Below are 21136 nucleotides of genomic sequence, written 5' to 3' on the forward strand. Positions count from 1 at the left end.
TTATTGATTTTAGTAACCCGGGTTTTGGATTAAATTAGGATTTACAACTAACTCGTTATTTGGGATAGGAAATAAGTTTCTATAACCTTCGACAGCAGTTCCATCCTTTACATTTCCTTTCCAAGGCCACAAATATGATGCTGTGGTGAATTTGTCAAATCGAATCAAATCAGATCTTCTTGTCATTTCCCAAGATAGTTCTCTAGATCTTTCATCCAAGATAAAATCTAAAGTAATCGCAGTTACATCACCAGAGGTATTCCCAAATGCTCTTTCACGTATTTTATTTACATACGAAATTGCAGTTGACATATTTCCATTACCTCCTCTCAAAACAGCTTCAGCATACATTAGGTAAACATCTGCCAATCGGTAAACTGGTAAATCAGTCTCCACCCAATTGGTATCTACCCCTGGTGTGCCATCACTTTTTATATTTTTATATTTTATAAATGCATAGCCGTCCGTAAAACTTCCTAAGTCATTTATTTCTAAATTCTGACCATTTGTAAAAAAACGCCCCCTTTGATCACCAGAAGTAAATTTTTGCACAAAAGCTTTCGTTGTCCTAACTCCTCCCCATCCTGTGTTGATCCCAAATTCTGCAGGATTCATTTTTCCTCCTACAGTTGCATGTGTCAAATATGTCGTTCCACCATTTGTTTGAGTTTTACGGCCATCATAAACAATTGAAAAGATATTCTCCGGATTGTTAACATTATTATCTGCCAAAAACAAATTTTCATATTTAGGATTAAGCGTGTAACCGGCAGAAATAACTTTGTTACAATAAGTAATAACATCATTATTTCTTTCAGCACCAGTATAAACTTTTGCATTTAAGTATAATCTAGCAAGCAGTGTCCAAGCGGCAGCTTGATCTACTCTTCCATACTCATTACTTTTTGGAGCTTTTAATTCATTCGACGCATTAAGTAGTTCGGATTCTACATATTTAAACAATTCACCTCTTACTATTCTCTTTGGAACCTGACCCAAAGTAGTTTCATCAACGAATGAAACATTACCATACATATCCAATAAATGATAATAAGATTGAGCTCTTAAAAATCTGGCTTCAGCTCTCATTTTTTTTGCCTCTTCCAAATTAGCTCCTGTAATACCATTGCTTGAAAGCTTTTCATCCGTTGTGTTCCGTATAAACTCATTACAAAAAGCAATTTCGGTATAAAGCCTATAATACATCGCATTGTTAAACTCATTTGCAGGTGTCCAGATCATCTTATGAAATTCATGCAATGTTCCATCATTCCAAGCTATGACAGCTTCATCTGTTGTTATAACATTTAGTGTATATAACAATCTCATATAATTAGAAAAGCCTCCATCAATATCAGTAATATCTCCATTACCATCACCTCCAGATTGTCCTCCAACAGCAAGACCGCCGTACAGCTTTGCTAAAAGATTAGGGTATTTTGAAAAATCTTTATAAAGTCCCGCAGCAGTAACATCTGTAATTGGCTCTTGTTTAAGATCATCAGTACAAGAGCTTAATGACAGCATGAGCCCAAGTATAAAAGCGGCTTTAGATAAATTTTTTATTTTTATATATTTTCTCATTTTTTATTTAGTTAGAATTGAACATTTAAACCCAAGGAATAGATTCTTGGTCTTTGATAGAATCCGTTGTCAATATTCCCAAATATTTCGGGATCAACCCCTGAGTACTTTGTAATTACAAATACATTTTGAGCCATTCCAAAAACTCTTAGGTTACCTGAATTGTTAAAAACTTTTCCAAAATTATAACCTACTGACAGATTATCCATTCTTAAAAAAGTAGCATTCTCAACAAATATATCACTCCAATATTGAGGTGTTTTAAAACCATAATTTGCAGTTGTTGATGATATATTTTGCATAAACTCATTAGTTGTGACACTTTGTGTAGTGGATTGAGATGCAAAATTATTATACACATAATTTCCTATTACTGCTCGAAGAGCTGTTGAAAAATCCCAGTTCCCATATCTCACTTTTGTTGAAAAGCCAAGAACAGCATCAGGAGTTGTTGATTTATAAAAATACTTGTCTTTACTATCAATTTTCCCATCACCATTCCTATCAACATACACACCTTCCAATGGTTTTCCATTATTATCATATACTTGCTGATAAACCCAGAAGCTATTTGGAACCTGACCAACTGTGTGAGCCTGAACTGTATTACCTACACCACCAGAAATATTTCCAACTTGTACAATGTAGTCTTCTGCAACTTCTTGAGAAAATGATTTTATTTCAGGTCGGTACATAGAGGCATTGAAACTAAAATCCCAGGTAAGGTTTTCCTTTTTTACAGGCACAACATTAATTAAGAACTCTATACCTTTTGTTTCCATTTCTCCTAGATTCTTCCAATTCTTATTACTGAATTCTCCAGCCGGAACTTGTACATACGCTAATAAATCTGTTGTTTTTTTCTTAAACAGGTCAATAGCACCTGTAATTCTATTATTCCAAAAGCCATAATCTAATCCAAGGTTTATAGTTTCTGTAGTTTCCCAAACTAAATTTGGATTATATTGGTTAGGTCTGTACATAAAATAAAAATTATCTCCAAAACCATATTGTGCTTGAGCTTCTGAAATATTATAGGCAGGGAACGAATTGTACCAACTTCCAAATTCCTGCTGACCTGTTTCACCATAACCAGCTCTTAATTTTAAATCAGATACTGTTTTAACATCCTTAAGAAAGCTTTCATTTTTCAACTTCCAAGCAACTGAAACTGAAGGAAAAGTTCCCCAAACATTGCTTAAATCATCAGTCCCATTGTAATATCTTGATGAGGCATCCCTTCTAATTGCTCCTGTTATTATATATTTATCTGCAATAGAAAAAATTGCTCTTCCATAATAACTCAACAGCACTAGATTTGCTTCAAAATCATTACTTGGAGTTGGGAGTTTAGCTGGATTACCATAATATGTGGATGCTGCAGGAACTTTATTATTAAATTTCTGATAAGAATATCCTGCCATAATATCTATTTTAGTATTAATAGCATCAATCTCTTTTACATAATTTAAATAAGTTTCTAACAGTTTGTTTGATTTTTCCTGCTCATAATCTCTTCTCGTACTCCAGTTATCTGAGACTACAGTCCCTCTATAATTCGGATATTCAGTGGTGGCTCCTGTACCTTTTTGATAATCGTAGCCAGCATTTATATTCCAATGCAAGTCTGGAAGAAAATGAAACTTATAATCTACTTGCAAACCTGCTATTCCCCTGAAAACTGTTGACACATCTCTTCGTCCGTACAACATGCCTAAAGGATTACTCGTAGCATTTCCATTTAAAGCTCCCGTGTTGAGTCTCCATTCCCAATAATTGCTAACCGTATTGCCCTGAGGACTATAATCATATACAGACTGTGTAGGATCAAAATATTGTGCTGCTCCGATTACCCCTCCTGTCGGAAAACGGTTTTCTGTCATAGACCCTTTAACATTTGCATTTACAGATAAATGATTATTAAAAAATTTGGGCGATAAGTTTAAACCTATAGAGGTTCTTCGAAATTCGTTAGTCTTTACGATTCCATTTTGTTCATTATACCCTAATGATAACCTATATGGTAAGCCTTTTATTCCTCCTGATACTGATAAGTTATTATCGGTTCCCCATGCTTTTTGATAGATTAAATCCTGCCAATTGGTATTCGATTTTCCTAATTTATTTATATAGTTCTGATTTCCAGTTGAGTTAACAAAAGCTCTGAATTCATCTGGTGAAAGAACCTTCAAGTTATCCATCTTAGTAGAAACCGATGCTGTAGAAGAAAAATCAATCTTTAGCTTCCCTGCAGAACCTTTTTTTGTAGTAATAAGAATTACACCGTTTGAAGCTCTGTTACCATAGATAGCAGCAGCAGAAGCATCTTTTAGAATATCAAAAGATTCAATATCATTTGGGTTAATAAGTGCTAATGCGTTGGAAGCCCCAGAAACTCCGCTGAAGTCCATTGGTATCCCATCAATAACTATTAAAGGATCATTACTTGCATTCAAGGATGCACCTCCCCTAATTCTTATTGTTGAACCTGCACCCGGGTTACCGCCATTGCCTGTAATAGATACACCCGCTGCTTTTCCCTGAATCAATTGATCTGCAGATGTGGAACCGCCATTAAAATCTTTGGAAGTAACCGAAGTAATAGACCCCGTAAGATCCGTCTTCTTTTGCTTACCATAACCAATCAGCACAACCTGCTCGATTTCGGTTTCTTTTTTGGCCGAATCACTTTGTTGTGCATGTAACATTGATCCGAGCAATAGAAATGCTGGAGCAATTTTTAATACATTATAGTTTCTCACAAAAAATAAATTTTTAAGGTTTATATTATTATTTTCAAATCATTAAGATATACACTATCTCTTGTTTCGCAATTTATAAAAAAATCGATATTCTGTTAAAATAATTTTAAAATCATCACAATTCCACCTAATTTAATGCTAAAAAAAACAAACACAAACAAATAAAACACTGAAAAACAGAAACTTAAACTTATGTTAATTTTTTTAACAAAAACTGTTTTTGCAATGTTTTTCATGAAATTTTAACAATTTTTCTTCTTCTAAATTAACCAATATTAATCCTATATTAATCAAAAATGAACTTTTTGGAATTTTATCGATTTTCATGTAAAGAGAAAAACACAAGTATTTACGGTGATTTCAAAAAACAAATAAATTACATTAATAACCGTCAAAAAATTATTTTTTTCAACAATAAATAACAAAATAATTAAAAACCATCAAAGCCAATTTGAAGAGACATTTAAATGGATAAGGTTAATGAATATTTTTCCATTGGCCTATCATTTCTTTTATTAACAATCTAAATGAAAATCGTAATTTTGCAATTCAAATTTTTTATTTATAAAATGTCAAACAGAAAGATGATTACGGCAGCTTTGCCTTATGCAAACGGACCGGTTCATATAGGGCATTTGGCGGGTGTATATATTCCTGCGGATGTTTACGCAAGATTTCAGAGAAGATTAGGAAAAGATGTAGCGTTTATCTGTGGTTCGGATGAGCATGGGATTCCTATTACCATAAGAGCTAAAAAAGAAGGAGTTACGCCACAGGATATTGTTGATAAATACCATGAGATCATCAAAAAATCTTTTTCGGATTTGGGAATTTCATTTGATGAATATTCCAGAACAACTTCTAAAAATCATTATGAGACCAGTCAGGATTTTTTCAAAGTTCTTTATGAAAAAGGAAAGTTTACGGAAGAAATGTCTGAGCAATATTTTGATGAACAGGCTAATGAATTCTTAGCCGACAGATATATTGTAGGAACCTGCCCGAATTGCGGAAACGAAAATGCATACGGAGATCAGTGTGAAAGATGCGGAACTACCCTTTCTCCATCTGAACTGATCAATCCGAAATCAATGTTAAGCGGAAATGTTCCTATTTTAAAAGAAACAAAAAACTGGTATTTACCGTTAAACGAATATGAAGACTTCCTGAACGAATGGATCATTGAAGGTCATAAAGACGACTGGAAACCCAATGTTTACGGACAGGTAAAATCATGGTTGAATGACGGCCTGAAACCCCGTGCGATGACCAGAGATCTGAACTGGGGAGTTCCGGTTCCGCTTTCAGGTGCAGAAGGAAAAGTTCTGTATGTTTGGTTTGATGCGCCAATCGGCTATATTTCTTTCACGAAAGAATGGGCAGAGAAAAACGGAAAAAACTGGAAAGATTACTGGCAAAGCGAAGATTCTGATTTGGTTCACTTTATCGGAAAAGATAATATTGTATTCCACTGTATTATTTTCCCTTCGATGATGAAGGCTCACGGCGATTTCATCATGCCGAAAAATGTTCCTGCCTTTGAATTCCTGAATCTTGAAAACGATAAGATTTCAACATCAAGAAACTGGGCAGTCTGGGCACATGAATATGTAGAAGATTTCCCGGGACAAGAAGACGTGCTAAGATATGCTCTTCTTTCATCAGCTCCGGAAACGAAGGACAATAATTTTACCTGGAAAGATTTTCAGACGAAGAATAATTCTGAATTAGTTGGTATTTTTGGGAACTTTATCAATAGAGTTGCTGTTTTAATTCATAAATATTATGATGGAGTTGTTCCTCAAGGTGATGCAAACAGTCCTGAATTAAATGAAATCAACAAAGCAGCGAAAGAAATTTCAGGGTTTTTAGAAAACTATGAATTCAGAAATTCTCTAACAGCTCTGATGAATTTAGCTCGTTTTGGAAACCAATATCTTCAGACAGAAGAACCTTGGAAAACCATTAAAGACAACCCTGAAAAAGCGGCTCAGTCTTTATTTGTTGGAGCTCAGATCGCGGTTGCTTTAGCTCAGCTATGCGAACCGTTTATGCCTTTCAGTTCAGAAAAATTATTGAACATGTTCAATGTGCAGAGGTCAGGTTGGAATGATATTGAGACAAAATCTGTTTTAATTGAAACGGGTCACAAAATTAATGAAGCATCTCTTCTTTTCTCAAAAATTGAAGACGATGTCATCGAAGCCCAAATCCAGAAATTGGAAAACACAAAGCAAAACAATAAAAAAACAAACCCTAACGCCAATCCTATGAAAGAAGAAATCACTTTTGATGATTTTACAAAAATTGACTTGAGAACAGCTACCATTTTAGAAGCTGAAAAAGTTGAAAAGGCAGATAAATTACTAAAACTTACTGTGGATACAGGTGTTGACGTAAGAACTGTAGTTTCAGGGATTGCGGAAAGCTTCACTCCAGAAGAAGTAGTTGGAAAACAGGTGATGATTTTATTAAACCTTGCTCCAAGAAAGATCAGAGGAATTGAATCTCAAGGAATGTTGCTATTAACAACAAAACCGGACGGAAAATTATCTTTCGTAACGCCGGATGACAGCAATGTTGAGAATGGTATTGAGATTGGATAATCTTCAATATTTCAGATAAAGAAATCCACATGAATTTCATGTGGATTTTTTGTTTTTTAAAAGATGCTTCGACAGGCTCAACATGACATCTCTAATACTGTCAAAAAGCGTTGTAAAGTTTTGCAATAAAAAAGCAATTAGTATTCACGGTGTCATACTGAGCCTGTCGAAGCATCTCCAATTCATTATTTTTTAATCAATCTCGCTAAATAAGCATCTTCATCCTGCAAAATCTTTTCAATCTTAAAACCGTTATTTTCCGCAGCATTTTTCAAGGTATTGAAATCCAGATACAGCCATTTAATTGGATCTTCAGATTCACCTTTGTAATGAACAATATAATCCAGTTCTCCGTAATATCCTTCTGCAGGAATATATACTCCGCCGTCTTCATCCTTGTCGAACATATATAAAATATCGGTGCTGTCTATCAGAATCTGCCCTTTTTCATTTAATAAAGAATAAAGTTTCTTTAGGTAAATATCAATAACATTAAGACTCTGGAAAATCCCGGTTCCGTTCATCAATAGCAAGATTGTATCGAAAGTCTCTCCTTCAAAGTGAAGCATATTTTCTGCAATCGCTTTTTGAATTCCTCTCAATTGACAAACTTCAATGGATTTTGGTGAAATATCCAATGCGGTGACATCAAGATTTCTTTCATTCTGAAGGTATAAAGTATGTGAACCCGCTCCAGCTCCAATATCCAAAACTTTTCCTTTGGATAATTTTAAGGCTTTCTGTTCAATATCATTCATATCTTCAAAATCACGGAAAAGATAATCTACCGGAAGCTCGTCCAGTTCAGAAATTGAAGTTTCAGTCTGCAGATCTTTCGGATTTTCATTATGATAATAATCCCAGATAGCGCGTCCCATTAAATCTTTCATAGCTATAAATATGGTTGCAAAGATACTGCGTTCCAAAAAGAAACGAAAAATATATTCTTAATTAAGAGTATTATTTCTTTTAAAATCATTTTAAATACTTTATAAGCATCATTAACATTTTCTATTTTTCCGGCACTATTCTTCTTACAATATTTCCTAACTTGTCTTTTTTAAATACAAGAACAACCTCATGACAAATAAAAGTTTTAATGTTCATCAGGGTTTTACTTTCAGTAAGCATGTTCCGGAGGAAATTTCTAATTTCGACAGGGTTTTCGATGTATTCAGAGATTTGCTCATCCACACTTCCGGCGATCTTGAGGAAGCTTTTGAATGGCTTGATATGCTCGACAGAGAATACAATATTTTCGATGATGAATACACCCGTGAAGATTTTGAAGAAGATCTGAAAAAACGCGGCTATATCAAAGCAGAAGATCCTGAAGACGGCAATTCCGGAACCGGAAAAGGTAAAAACGTGTTGACTGCCAAACTGGAAGCTGCCCTTCGTGAATATGCCCTGGATCAGATTTTCGGGAAGCTCCAGAAAAGTGGTATCGGAAATCACCGCACAAGCAAAACGGGAATCGGTGACGAGCGCGATGGTGAACACCGAAATTTCCAGTATGGAGATGATTTATCAGCTGTAAATATGACTGAAAGTTTGAAAAACGCCCAGATCAACAATGGAATTTCAGATCTCAGAATGACGGAAGATGACCTCATCGTGGAAGAAACCAAACACAAAGCTCAGATGAGCACGGTTTTAATGATAGATATCAGTCACTCTATGGTTCTGTATGGCGAAGACCGTATTACTCCTGCCAAAAAAGTAGCCATGGCTCTGGTGGAATTAATCAAAAGAAAATATCCGAAAGATTCTATTGATATTATTGTTTTCGGAAATGAAGCATGGCCGATTAAAATTAAAGATTTGCCTTATTTGCAAGTTGGACCGTATCATACCAATACGGTTGCCGGGTTGGAATTGGCAATGGATATTCTGCGAAGAAAAAGAAATACCAACAAGCAGATCTTCATGATTACCGACGGAAAACCAAGCTGTCTGAAGTTACCGAACGGAGAATATTACATGAACAGTGTAGGACTCGATGAAAGAATTGTTTCCGAATGTCTTCATAAAGCAGCACAGGCAAGAAAACTGAAAATTCCGATCACTACTTTTATGATTGCACAGGATCCTTATCTCCGAAAATTTGTAGAAATCTTTACCGCTCAGAATAAAGGAAAAGCTTTCCTTACAGGACTTTCAGGATTAGGACAGATGATTTTTGAAGATTACGAAAAGAATAGGATTAAAAGGATTTGAGAAAGAGCCAAGGAAAAAGTAAAAAGATAAAAGTTAAATGTCTTTACAAACCAAAATAAAGCAGTTAGTTAGACCTATTAATACTGCTATATAACACATTATATGACTAGACAAATGAAAAACGATACAACATTTAAAGAACTAAAAAATTCAGGGTATACTCATAAAACCATCAATCAGGAAATTCAGGCTAATCTGATTGCTAAAATTAAAGCTAAAGAACCTGTTTTTGAAGGACTTTACGGTTATGAAGATACCGTAATTCCGCAATTGAAAAAAGCAATTTTGGCGGGTCATCACATTAATCTTTTAGGATTACGCGGACAGGCAAAAACAAGAATTGCCAGAAGCATGGTCAATCTTTTGGATGAGTATATGCCGATTGTAAAAGGTTCTGAAATTAACGACAGTCCGTTTCATCCGATTTCAAAATATGCGAAAGACCTGATTGCAGAACTTGGTGATGAAACTCCGATTTCATGGGTTCACCGTTCAGACCGCTTTTTTGAAAAACTGGCAACGCCTGATGTAAATATTGCAGATCTAATTGGAGACATTGATCCTATTAAAGCAGCGACTTTAAAATTACCTTATTCTGACGAACGCGTTTTACATTACGGAATGATTCCAAGAGCCAACCGTTCTATTTTTGTTTTGAATGAATTACCCGATCTGCAGGCCAGAATTCAGGTTTCTTTGTTCAATATTTTACAGGAAGGTGATATTCAGATCAGAGGTTTCCAATTGAGAATGCCTTTAGATATTCAGTTTGTATTTACTGCAAACCCGGAAGATTATACCAACAGAGGAAGTATTGTAACACCTTTAAAAGACAGAATTGGCTCTCAGATTTTCACTCATTACCCGAAAAGTGTTGAGCTTGCCAAGCAGATTACCGAGCAGGAAGCTTTGATTTCTCCTGAAGATCGTGACAAAATCCAGATCTCTGATTTAGCGAAAAATCTTTTGGAAGAAGTCGCTTTTGTAGCCAGAGACAGTGAATATGTGGATGCCAAAAGTGGAGTAAGCGCAAGATTAACGATTAGTGCCATGGAAAATCTTTTTGCAGCGGCTAAACTGCGTCTTTTGGAAACCGGTTCAGAAAAAACAAGCATTCGTCTTTTAGATTTCATGTCTATTATTCCTTCCATTACCGGAAAAATCGAATTGGTGTATGAAGGAGAACAGGAAGGCGCAGATCATGTTGCCAAAATTCTTATCGATGATGCAATTATGGTTCAGTTTGAAAGTCTTTTTCCCCGAATTCCCAAGCTGGAAAAAGAAGGACTGAAAACACCTTACACCGATATCATCCAATGGTTCAACAGCAATCATCTTGAACTGAATTATGCTGATACAGACAAAGAATTTTATAAGAAACTGAACAGTATAAAACCTTTGACAACTTTGATTGAAGACAATGTTCCTGAATTGGATGAAAACGAACAAAACTTCTGCAAAGAACTTGTCCTTTGGGCTTTAACCATAAGCAAAAAGCTTGACAAGTCCGAGAATACTTCAGCTTTCAATTTTGAATCTGCCGGAATCGGGCAGTTTTTCAGAAGTTAAAAATTACCGGGAAACTTACGTTAAAAAAAGTATTCATGTCATCAAAGCAACAACCTCAGATTAATCGTCTGAGGTTGTTGTATTTATAGCCCCGATTGCAGTGGAAATCCTTTTTGCGAGAGGCTATGCCGAGCAAAAAGATTATAACGAAAAGCGGGATAAAGCTTCTAAAAAATATTTAAAACTGTCCGCCTCCGAGTGCTCTGTAAAATTCGGTTACGGCCTGTAACTGTTGTAGTTTGTCGTTAACAGCAGACAATTTTGCAGCCAATAAAGATTGTTCGGAAGTCAAAACATTCACATAGTTGGTGTTGGAAGAATAGGTCAATAATTCTTTGTTGAATTCAACAGCTTTCTCCAGAGACTGGATTTGCAGCTGTCTTGTCGCTTCCTTCTCCTTCGCTTTTTGGTAAGATAATAAAGAGTTGGAAACCTCGGAACCAGCCGTCAGTAATGTTTTTTCAAAGGTATAATAAGCCTGCATTTTTCGGGCTTCCATTATTTTGACCTGAGCTTTTCTGTTGCCCATCTGGAAAATATTCTGTGTTAGAGTACCGCCAACCGTATAAAATAAAGAGTTGGTGAAGAAATTTTCCAGAATTCTCGATGACAAACCTAAAGTTCCGGTAATGTTTAATGTAGGATACACCTGTGCCATTGCCATATTTTTATTTTCGAATGCCTGGCGGAAACCCAGTTCTGCGGCCTGCACATCCGGACGGTTTTTAAGTAATGAAACAGGAATACCGGTCTTAAGGTCACTGTAAACCACCTGCGAATCGATAGTATTTCTGTCAATCGATTGTGGATTGTCATTCATCAGAATGCTTAATGAGTTTTCTGTCTGCTGAATCTGCAATTCCAAATCCGGTACCGTCAATTGCGCTGAATACAGATTGGCCCTGCTCTGCTCCACATCTGCACCCGTGAGATAGGCTGCTTCCATAAGAGCTTCCACTGTTTCCACATCTTTTTTCCTAAGCTCGATGGTTTGTTTTGTGATCTCAAGCTGCTTATCTAGCGAAATCAATTGGTAATAAAGATTGGCAGCCTGTGCAACCAGCTGAGTCTGAATAGCACGTTTTGCCGCATCGGTTTGAAGAAAACCTGCATAAGCTGATCTTTTCAAAGACTTGATCCTTCCCCAGATGTCCACTTCCCAACCTGTGGATATCCCTAATCTGTAAACCAACAGATCCGGCATTATAAAGTTACCGCCCTGAGCAGCTGCACTGTTCTTGGTTTCTGTCACAGAAGCAACACCATCCAGACTTGGCAGATTCTGTAATTTTGATTGTTTGAACACCGCATCGGCTTCCTGAATTCTTGCAACGGCAAGCTTCAGGTCAAGATTATTCTGAATAGTTTTATTAATGATATTCTGAAGTTTCTGATCAGTGAAAATCTGATTCCATGAAATGTTTGCGATAGACGTACTGTCATTACTTGTTTTCTGGCGGAAGAGATTATCCTGTCTGCTTTGTTCTATCTGCGGATCCTGATAAGTATCCGTCACTTTACAAGAGTAAAAGAAACCTACGATACCTGCCAATAGAACTAAATTTATGATTTTAATTTTCATCTGTAACTTTAATTTGGGTTATTCGCTAAGTTCTCCTTCGTATTTTTCAAGATCTTTTTTACCGCTTATTTTTTCCTGCAGATACATAAACACAGCAAATAAAATCGGGATAAAGAACACGCCGAAAATAGTTCCAAACAACATTCCTCCAATGGCTCCAATACCAATCGATTGGTTACCTACTGCTCCGGCTCCCGTTGAAATCGCTAACGGAATCAAACCGAAAATGAAAGCAAATGATGTCATCAGAATTGGGCGAATCCTTTGTTTTGCACCGCTAATAGCAGCGTGACCTATTGAGTAACCTTTTTTCCTGGCATCCAAAGCAAATTCTACAATCAGGATCGCATTTTTCGCTAATAGTCCAATCAACATAATGAGTGAAATCTGAGTATAAATATTGTTAGAGCCTCCAATCCATGCACTAAACATCATTACTCCCGCCAAACCGACAGGTAGTGATAGCATTACCGCAAATGGTAACAAATAACTTTCGTATTGTGCAGCCAGAAGAAAATAAACAAATACACAGCAAAGAATAAAAATAAATACCGTTTGGCTTCCTGCACTAACTTCTTCCCTTGTCAAACCGGAATATTCGTAACCGTAACCCTGAGGAAGCGTTTGACCCGCAACTTCCTGAACGGCATTAATTGCATCTCCCGAAGAGAATCCCGGATTTGGTGTTCCATTGACGGAAATTGCTGTAAATAAGTTGAAACGCCCAATTGCCTGAGGTCCGTAAACTCTTTTTGCCGTTATAAATCTGCTAAGCGGCGCCATTTCCCCGCCTGCATTTCTTACCTTAATCATATTGAAACTCTCCAAGTTCTCTCTAGCTTCATAAGGCGCCTGATAAATCACGCGATATTGTTTCCCGAACAAGTTGATGTTGGACGAATATACTCCACCATAATAACCCTGCATCGTACTCAAAATATCGGACACCGAGAAACCGGCAGCTTTTGCAGCAGGAATATCAATATCAATCATGTATTGAGGATAATTCGGGTTGAAAGAAGTGAATGTTTTCTGGATTTCCGGGCGTTGGTTCATTTTATCAATGAAATCATTGGTCACCTTATTAAGATCGCTCACACTTCCTCCTTTCTGATCCTGTATCTGCAATTCGAAACCGGCAGCATTACCAAACCCTTGCAAAGTCGGTCTTCCGAAGAATGTCATTTTTGCATCTTTGATTCCGGCTGTTTCCTTGTACATTTTTGCAACGAACGATTGTAGATCCTCACCTTTTTTGGTCCTGTCTTTCCAGTCTTTCAGTTTTACAATCAACATCCCATTATTAGACCCTGTTCCACTAATCATTCCTCTTCCTGAAACTTTGAAAACGTGAAGAACTTCGGGTTGCTTCTCAACAATTTTTTCAACTTTGGCAAGAACTTCTTTCGTTCTATTTTCGTTGGAACCAATCGGAAGCGAAATATCCATAAAAATCCCGCCCATATCTTCACTAGGAACGAAAGACTTAGGTGTCGTATTCATTAACCAGACAAAGATTCCGGCAAAAACTGCAAGTCCGGCAAATGCCATCCATTTTTTTCTCAGTAAAAATAAAACACCTCGTGAGTATCGTTTTACAAAAGCATCGAAAATGATATTGAAGTTTGTGAAAAATCTCTGTATAAAATTCTTTTGCTTTTCTTCATGGGAATGAGGTTTCAGGAAAATTGCACATAATGCAGGACTCAGTGTCAATGCATTAACGGCAGATAATACAATCGATATCGCTAATGTCAACCCAAACTGTTTATAGAAAACTCCTGCGGAACCGGTAATGAAACTCACAGGAATAAAAACCGCAGCCATTACTAATGTTATACTGATAATCGCTCCACTGATCTCATCCATTGCATTCACCGATGCTTTTAAAGGAGATTTTTCACCTTGCTCCAGTTTACTATGGACTGCTTCTACAACTACAATTGCATCATCCACAACAATTCCCACCGCCAAAATCAATGCAAAAAGCGTCAAGAGGTTTATTGTAAATCCAAATATACTCAGGAAGAAAAATGTACCAACAATTGCAACCGGAACCGAAATCGCAGGAATCAATGTCGAACGCCAATCCTGTAAGAATAAGAAAACAACAATAAATACAAGAATGAATGCTTCAAATAATGTATGGATAACTTTTTCTATAGAAGCATCCAAAAAATCATTTGCGTTAACAAGTGCCACATACTTTACACCTTTTGGAAAAGATTCTTGAGCCTTATCCAAAACCGCAATCGATTGATTGATTACATCCTGGGCATTGGAACCAGCAGTCTGCGCAACAGCCATACCAATGGCAGGATGTCCATCCGTAACACTGCTACCTGTGTAATCCTGCGCACCAAGCTCTACCTTTGCAACATCTTTCAGCCTTAAAATCTGACCATTTTCTGTTGCCTTAATAACAATATTATCAAATTCAGGAATCTCGGTCAGTCTTCCTTTGTATTTCAATGTATAACGGAAGGCCTGATTACTTTCGTCACCTAAACTTCCGGGAGCGGCTTCGATATTCTGTTCAGCTAAAACCGCCCTGATATCAGAAGGAACTAATCCGTAAGAAGCCATTTTGTTCGGATCCAGCCAGATTCTCATCGAGTAATCTTTGGTACCGAAAACCATTACATCACCAACTCCTGTTACCCTTTTAACCTGCGGAATGATATTAATATTGGCATAGTTTTGCAGGAATGTCATATCGAATTCCGGATTCTCACTATAAAGCGAAAAAATTAAAACATTGGAACTCTGTCTTTTGGTAGTTGTAACTCCGGCCTGTGTAACTTCGGCAGGTAACAATGGCGTTGCTCTGGAAACCCTGTTCTGGACATTAACGGCTGCAATATCCGGATTAACACCCTGTTTGAAATACACTGTAACAGATCCGGTTCCATCATTGGTTGCGGTAGATGTCATATACGTCATCCCTTCTACCCCATTGATCTGCTCCTCTAACGGAACAATAACACTTTTTAGAATAACATCAGCGTTAGCACCCTGATAACTTGCACTTACAACGACCGTTGGCGGGGCAATATCAGGATATTGAGAAACCGGTAAAGTCACGATTCCCAAAACACCGAGAATCACAATGATAATGGAAATTACGGTGGATAATACCGGGCGTTCTATAAATTTTTTAAACATAAATTTTTGGCTAGAAGAAAAAGATGAAAGAGAAAAGATTTAAACAGAATCTAATTCTATCTATCTTTCAAATTAATACTAATATTATTTTTTGTTGATGACATTTTGTAAAGTCGTTTCCTTTGGAACAACCTCAGTATCATCTTTCAAAAGACCAATACCTTCAACTACGACTTTATCACCTTGCTTAAGACCAGAAGTTACAGCATAAGTCAATCCGTCCGGAAGATTTTCAACTTTGATTTCCGTAGATTTTACTTTGTTATCATTTCCGATGACATAAGTGAAAACCTTCCCTTGCAGTTCATATGTTGCAGATTGCGGAATTACAATGACATTTTCCAAGTTATTAGGTAACTGTACAGTTGCACTGTATCCGCTTCTCAAAATTCCTTTTGGATTTGCAAATGTTGCCCGCATAGAAAAAGAACCAGTATTGGGGTCAACCAAACCACTGATAGATTCTATTTTTCCTTTTTCGTCATACTTGCTCCCGTCAGATAAAATCAAATCAACCAAAGGTGAATTATTAATTTTTTCCTGAATTGTTGCTCCTGTTGAATGTTTAAAAAAATCAAGCTGCTGTTTTTCATTAATTGAAAAATAAGCAAATATCTTGGAAATATTGGAAACTGTCGTCAAAGGTTGTGCAGTAGCACTGCTGATATAACTGCCAGCTTTATAAGGAAGCGTACCGATAACGCCATTCACAGGGCTGTATAGTCTGGTATAACCTTGATTCACTTGTGCATTGGTCAATTGTGCTTGAGTCTCAGCCAAGGCCGCTTTTGCAGATTTAAGTGCTAATTCAGCTGCCTGAAGTTCGTAAGCAGAAATAATCTTTTTATCTACCAAAGGTTTTGTTTTAGTGACCTGCATCTGAGCAGTGGCAACTTGTGCTTTTGCACTATTCACAGTCGCCTGCGCAGCTAAAACGGATTGCTCGTATTGAGGATTTCTTATAAGAAACAAAAGCTGTCCTTTACTCACCTGACTACCTTCATCTACATAGATTTTTTCAACAAATCCGTCAATCTTTGGACGGATCTCTACATTTTGTATACCTTCTAATCTTGCTGGATATTGGGTAAGATTTTCTGCAGATCCACTTTTCGCAACAATATACTGATATGGTTGTGGTGGCAATTCTTTTTTGCTGTCTTTATTTTCTGACTTTGAACAAGACGTCAAAAGACCTAAAACAACAAAAAAGCTTAGCGCGATATTCCTCATAAATACTATTTTTTAGATATGTTTTTCAAACAAACGTTCAAATTTATTGATTAATTATGCATTCCACAAAATGTACCAATTAATAAAATTAATCAAATATAATCAACAAAAACTATTATTATTGAAAACCAAATAGTTAATAATTATTTTTAAAGAATATTTAACACAAACCTATCAAACAAATGTTTGAAAAAAATGTCTAGTTTTATAAGTACTTTAATGTAATCATTTTATATTTTCATTAAATTTAACAATAATATATTTTTCAAATTTTACACTTAAGAATGAAAAACACTGTACTAATATTAATAACATCAATCCTATTGAGTTGTAAATCTCAGAGCAAAAATACAGGAAATGAAATATACGTTTTATTCATTGGAAATAGTTTAACCTATTTTCACAATATGCCACAAACTCTTCAGGAAATGATAAATGAGACTAATCCTAATATTAAAATTGAACAAAGTACATTTCCCGGAATGCCTCTAAATGGACATCTGTCAGAAATAATTACCTCTCGCACCGAAAACGAAATTAGTACAAGAAATAAAAAAGAAAGTGAAAAAACTGAAACAGAAAAAAAAATTGCGGAAAAAAAGTGGGATATTATTGTTTTACAAACAGGTTCAGTAAGTGTTTTGATACCCGAAAACCGTGAGTTTAAAATAAACAAAGCAATTTCTGATATAAAAAAGATAGTTGCTAATCCCAGATGTAAATTCATACTTTTCAATACCTGGCCTTCTAAAGATAGATATCCTAAAGAGTATTGCTATCCTGCAATACTTATTGACAAATCTATAGAAAAGTCAAAATGCTGCTCCCCAATTATGGAAAATTTAAGGCAAGAAGTAAATGTTATCAACAAATCATACGAAACACTTGCAAAAGATAACAATCTTATCAAATCCTCAAATGGAACAAAATTCTTTGAAGTCATAACAAAATATCCTGAAATTGAACTTTACGACGATGATAGTCATCCTAGTAAATATGGCTCTTTTTTGAATGCTTGCATATTTTACCAAATGCTGACTGGGAAAAAAGCATCTGAGTTAACTTTCAATGGAGGAATAGAACCAGAAAAAGCGAAATTATTAAAATATATTGCTGATAAATAATTTAATGTAAATTTAATTTTTCCTCACAACAGGAAGAATTTCATTTTTATTGAGACCAAATCTTTTGATATCAGCTTCGGAAAATTTTTGAGAATAGAAATTGATTTCAGTTTCAAAACCGACATCGTTTAAACGATCAAAATAATCCATTCCGTACCAGCGAACGTGGTCATATTGTCCAAAATGTTTCTGACGCTCTTTTGGATCTGTAATGGTAAAATCTTCGTAAGTTTTTTCGAGAGAATTTTTCATTGGAACCTGAATTATTCCCCAGCCTTTTGGTTTCATTACACGATAAAGCTCAGACATTGCCTTTTTATCGTCAATAATATGTTCCAGAACATGATTGCAAATAATGACATCAAAGCTGTTGTCCTCAAAAGGTAAATCCAGAATATCAGCCTTCACGTCCACAATCGGAGAAAATAAATCTGCAGAAGTGTAATCTAGATTATCCATTTTTTTGAATTTTCTTAAAAATTCCTGTTCGGGAGCAATATGAAGGACTTTTAGTTTTTCAGAAAAAAAATTGGTTTCATTCTGAAGATAAAGCCACAGTTGACGGTGTCTTTCTAAAGATAAAGTTCCGGGAGACAAAGCATTAGCCCGCTGTTTACCATAACCATAAGGCAAAAATTTGCGATAGGATCTGCCGTCAATGGGATCGTAAAAATTATTCCCTTTAAAAACCTGATATATGATCGGTCGTGCCAAAATGCTCAATTGTATAAGAGCAGGTCTTGGAATTGTATTCAGCAGAAATTTGGCTACTTTTTTCAAAACGGAATCGAAGTTAGCTTAATTAAAACTCAACCTGAAAAGCTTTTTCCTCATCAGATTTAATTCCTAAAGCATCATAAATGTACTGATAAGTTGAAAGTAAAACCGGTTTTCCGTTATAGATACAAACATCGTGTTCGAAATGCGCAGAAGGCTGATTGTCCAGAGTGGTCACAGTCCATCCGTCATTATGAAATTTTACTTTTTCCGTTCCAAGATTAATCATTGGCTCAATGGCAAGGCAAATCCCATCTTTGAGTACTTTCCCACTGCCAGGTTTTCCGTAATTCGGAACTTGTGGATCTTCGTGCATTTGTCTTCCAACACCATGTCCTACCAATTCGCGTACAACACCATAACCTTCTTTTTCGCAATGTTTCTGAATCGCATTAGAAATATCTCCAACACGTTTTCCTCTGACACATTGTTCGATGCCTTTGTATAATGATTCTTTTGTAACCCTTAACAGCTTCTTGATCTCATCAGAAACTTCACCAACTTCAAAAGTATAAGCATGATCTCCAACAAAGCCATTCCAAAAAACACCACAATCTACTGATAAGATTGTACCTTCTTTGATAGGCTCAGAATTTGGAATCCCATGAACAACCTGCTCATTCGGAGAAATACAAAGTGATGCCGGGAATCCGCCATATCCTAAGAATGCAGGTTCTGCACCGTGGTCTTTGATAAAATCATATGCCAGTTTATCAAGATGCAAAGTTGTAACGCCCGGCTTAATTTCTCCTGCCAACATTCCCAAAGTTTGTGAAACCAATCTTGCGCTTTGCTTCATCAATCGAAGCTCATCTATATTTTTAAGTTGAATCATTATTATATTTAGATGTTAGAAGTTAGGCTCTAGAATTTAGATAAAATAGAAATCTAATTTCTAACATCTAATCTCTAAATTCTTATTCTGTTTACCAGAATAATCCTCTTTTCTTTTCTTTTTTCATTTTGGAGTAAGCGTGAACTTCACCTCCTGCTACTTGGAATTCGATTCTTTCATTAATAATCTGATAAATTTCTCCCCAACCCGGGAATCCACCAAGATTTCTGTCATCAATGAATAGATCCGCATCAATTTTTCTAGACTGGGTTTCCGAATCGAAAATCTCACCTTCAAAACTTGAATTAACAGCATAAAATTCGATGCCGTTTTTCCTACAGAATTCTACAGCTTCTTCCAAAGTTTTACCATGACGGTAAGTCCAGAGAATCAATCTGTAACCTTCTCCCTGAAGTTTCTTCAAAGTCTCAAAAGCAAATGTTTTAGCCTTTCCAATTCCTGGATAAGCATCATCTACAATCGTTCCGTCAAAATCGATAGCTAGTTTTTTATTACTTTTTATCATCTGGTTTTATATAAAAATATCCGCAAATATACAAAATATTAAAATGTGATTTCTTGATATTTTTTACAAAAAAATGCACCATTTTTGGTGCATCAGATAATTATTTAACTCTTAACCCATTTGAAACTGTAAGGTAACTGTGGTGTTGCTATTCTGTCTGAGATTCTCTGTAGCCTGTCCGGTAATTTCATCAGATAATCTCTTGCACGTTCTGCTTTATCATTCAGGTTTTTCATGCCTTCGATTTTCCACTCATCCAAGAGATCTTTCAGAATATTGATATAATCTTGTCCTGTATACACCATTGCACGCTGTGCTGCATCAGAAAAATGTTCCCAAAGTTCGCCGGCTTTTTGCCCGGATTCTCTTAAAAGATGCGCCGGCATTACGATCTTTCTTCTCATCATATCTTCGAAGGCAAGCATCATTCCGCTGGCATCCATTTCAAAAATTCTGGACGAAAAATCTTTGTAAGCTTTGGCGTGTCTGGCTTCATCAGCGGCAATGACACCACACATCTGTGCCAACTTTTTATTACCGGATTGTTTAGCTAAAGTTCCTACTCTTCTGTGAGAAATATTAGTTGCGGTTTCCTGGAAACTGGTATAAACAAAATTCTTGTAAGGATCTGAGCTGGTTCCGATGTCAAAACCGTCATTTATCAAATGATGCGTGGTGATTTCCATTTCACGCATATTGACGCGTCCGCATAAGTAAAGATATTTTCCCAAAAGATCACCGTGCCTGTTTTCCTCAGCTGTCCAGGCTCTCACCCACTGTGTCCAGCCGGTTCTTTTCTCCTGGTCCACACCTTCCAGTCCCATCAACCAGGATTCATACGTTGGTAAAGCTTCCTCCGTAATACAATCTCCGATAAGTGTGACGAAAAGGTCATAGGGCATCTCTCTGGCAAAAGTCTGAAGTTCTTCGATTTCGTATTTGAAATTTTCGCTCGAACTGTCCGGAAGAAAATCGGACGGCTGCCATATTTTATCTATTGGAGTAAGATATGAGCTGATAAATTCGTCCATATTTTGCTCCAAAGTCTTCATTACCTCTAGCTGTAATTCTTTCTCGTGCATCAATTAATAATAATTTAAAGCCGTAAAGATACAATAAATTAAAATTATTCATCGCATAACTTATTGAACTT

14 protein-coding genes are annotated in these 21136 nt (G+C 36.2%); 4 read left to right on the top strand and 10 right to left on the bottom strand.

Annotated features, from left to right (window positions below; genetic code table 11):
* Positions 1-9: 9 nt before the first annotated feature.
* Together AC5P2S_RS12700 and AC5P2S_RS12705 are read right to left on the bottom strand one after the other, a co-directional pair.
* Positions 10-1584, bottom strand: a complete 1575-nt coding sequence (locus AC5P2S_RS12700; protein WP_494555111.1) for a RagB/SusD family nutrient uptake outer membrane protein — start codon at positions 1582-1584, stop codon at positions 10-12.
* A gap of 11 nt (positions 1585-1595) precedes the next feature.
* Positions 1596-4346, bottom strand: a complete 2751-nt coding sequence (locus tag AC5P2S_RS12705) for a SusC/RagA family TonB-linked outer membrane protein (protein WP_494555112.1) — start codon at positions 4344-4346, stop codon at positions 1596-1598.
* 569 nt (positions 4347-4915) lie between these two features.
* Between AC5P2S_RS12705 and metG the strand changes: the two genes are divergently transcribed.
* Entirely contained in the window at positions 4916-6952 is a 2037-nt protein-coding gene (metG, locus tag AC5P2S_RS12710; RefSeq protein WP_494555113.1) for a methionine--tRNA ligase, read from the top strand.
* Between the two features lie 185 nt (positions 6953-7137).
* Here the strand turns inward: metG and AC5P2S_RS12715 are convergent, their stop codons facing one another.
* Positions 7138-7842, bottom strand: coding sequence for a class I SAM-dependent methyltransferase (locus AC5P2S_RS12715; RefSeq protein ID WP_494555114.1), 705 nt, complete (start codon positions 7840-7842; stop codon positions 7138-7140).
* 190 nt (positions 7843-8032) lie between these two features.
* On the opposite strand from AC5P2S_RS12715, the gene AC5P2S_RS12720 reads away from it, so the two are divergent.
* Positions 8033-9172 carry a vWA domain-containing protein gene (locus AC5P2S_RS12720; RefSeq protein ID WP_494555115.1) on the top strand — a complete coding sequence of 380 codons (1140 nt, stop codon included), beginning with the start codon at positions 8033-8035 and terminating at the stop codon, positions 9170-9172.
* A gap of 114 nt (positions 9173-9286) precedes the next feature.
* Positions 9287-10741, top strand: coding sequence for a sigma 54-interacting transcriptional regulator (locus AC5P2S_RS12725; protein WP_494555116.1), 1455 nt, complete (start codon positions 9287-9289; stop codon positions 10739-10741).
* Between the two features lie 178 nt (positions 10742-10919).
* Here AC5P2S_RS12725 and AC5P2S_RS12730 read toward each other — a convergent pair whose 3' ends face one another.
* From AC5P2S_RS12730 to AC5P2S_RS12740, 3 genes are all read right to left on the bottom strand, one after another.
* Positions 10920-12323: an efflux transporter outer membrane subunit gene (locus tag AC5P2S_RS12730; RefSeq protein WP_494555117.1), complete on the bottom strand. Its 1404-nt coding sequence runs from the start codon at positions 12321-12323 to the stop codon at positions 10920-10922.
* Positions 12324-12341: 18 nt separating this feature from the next.
* On the bottom strand, positions 12342-15488 hold the full coding sequence (locus AC5P2S_RS12735) for an efflux RND transporter permease subunit (protein ID WP_494555118.1): 3147 nt from the start codon (positions 15486-15488) through the stop codon (positions 12342-12344).
* An 84-nt stretch (positions 15489-15572) separates the two neighbouring features.
* On the bottom strand, positions 15573-16721 hold the full coding sequence (locus AC5P2S_RS12740) for an efflux RND transporter periplasmic adaptor subunit (RefSeq protein ID WP_494555119.1): 1149 nt from the start codon (positions 16719-16721) through the stop codon (positions 15573-15575).
* A 284-nt stretch (positions 16722-17005) separates the two neighbouring features.
* Here AC5P2S_RS12740 and AC5P2S_RS12745 point away from each other — a divergent pair, with 284 nt between their 5' ends.
* Positions 17006-17845, top strand: a complete 840-nt coding sequence (locus AC5P2S_RS12745) for a DUF4886 domain-containing protein (protein WP_494555120.1) — start codon at positions 17006-17008, stop codon at positions 17843-17845.
* A gap of 12 nt (positions 17846-17857) precedes the next feature.
* Here the strand turns inward: AC5P2S_RS12745 and AC5P2S_RS12750 are convergent, their stop codons facing one another.
* From AC5P2S_RS12750 to AC5P2S_RS12765, 4 genes are all read right to left on the bottom strand, one after another.
* Complete coding sequence (locus AC5P2S_RS12750) at positions 17858-18625, bottom strand: class I SAM-dependent methyltransferase (RefSeq protein WP_283416691.1); 768 nt, start codon at positions 18623-18625, stop codon at positions 17858-17860.
* 22 nt (positions 18626-18647) lie between these two features.
* Positions 18648-19457, bottom strand: a complete 810-nt coding sequence (map, locus tag AC5P2S_RS12755; RefSeq protein ID WP_283416690.1) for a type I methionyl aminopeptidase — start codon at positions 19455-19457, stop codon at positions 18648-18650.
* Positions 19458-19548: 91 nt separating this feature from the next.
* The gene (locus tag AC5P2S_RS12760; protein WP_283416872.1) at positions 19549-19980 is read right to left on the bottom strand and encodes a BT0820 family HAD-type phosphatase; all 432 of its coding nucleotides are present in this window, start codon (positions 19978-19980) and stop codon (positions 19549-19551) included.
* Positions 19981-20087: 107 nt separating this feature from the next.
* Positions 20088-21065, bottom strand: coding sequence for an acyl-ACP desaturase (locus AC5P2S_RS12765; RefSeq protein WP_283416689.1), 978 nt, complete (start codon positions 21063-21065; stop codon positions 20088-20090).
* Positions 21066-21136 lie beyond the last annotated feature (71 nt).

The sequence above is a fragment of the Epilithonimonas sp. 33E genome (assembly GCF_059372615.1).

Coding starts and splice junctions, on each gene's coding strand:
- AC5P2S_RS12725 (WP_494555116.1), top strand. CDS start 9,287: ATGAAAAACGATACAACATTTAAAGAACTAAAAAATTCAGGGTATACT.
- AC5P2S_RS12765 (WP_283416689.1), bottom strand. CDS start 21,065: ATGCACGAGAAAGAATTACAGCTAGAGGTAATGAAGACTTTGGAGCAA.
- metG (WP_494555113.1), top strand. CDS start 4,916: ATGTCAAACAGAAAGATGATTACGGCAGCTTTGCCTTATGCAAACGGA.
- AC5P2S_RS12720 (WP_494555115.1), top strand. CDS start 8,033: ATGACAAATAAAAGTTTTAATGTTCATCAGGGTTTTACTTTCAGTAAG.
- AC5P2S_RS12745 (WP_494555120.1), top strand. CDS start 17,006: ATGAAAAACACTGTACTAATATTAATAACATCAATCCTATTGAGTTGT.
- AC5P2S_RS12735 (WP_494555118.1), bottom strand. CDS start 15,488: ATGTTTAAAAAATTTATAGAACGCCCGGTATTATCCACCGTAATTTCC.
- AC5P2S_RS12730 (WP_494555117.1), bottom strand. CDS start 12,323: ATGAAAATTAAAATCATAAATTTAGTTCTATTGGCAGGTATCGTAGGT.
- AC5P2S_RS12740 (WP_494555119.1), bottom strand. CDS start 16,721: ATGAGGAATATCGCGCTAAGCTTTTTTGTTGTTTTAGGTCTTTTGACG.
- map (WP_283416690.1), bottom strand. CDS start 19,457: ATGATTCAACTTAAAAATATAGATGAGCTTCGATTGATGAAGCAAAGC.
- AC5P2S_RS12715 (WP_494555114.1), bottom strand. CDS start 7,842: ATGAAAGATTTAATGGGACGCGCTATCTGGGATTATTATCATAATGAA.
- AC5P2S_RS12700 (WP_494555111.1), bottom strand. CDS start 1,584: ATGAGAAAATATATAAAAATAAAAAATTTATCTAAAGCCGCTTTTATA.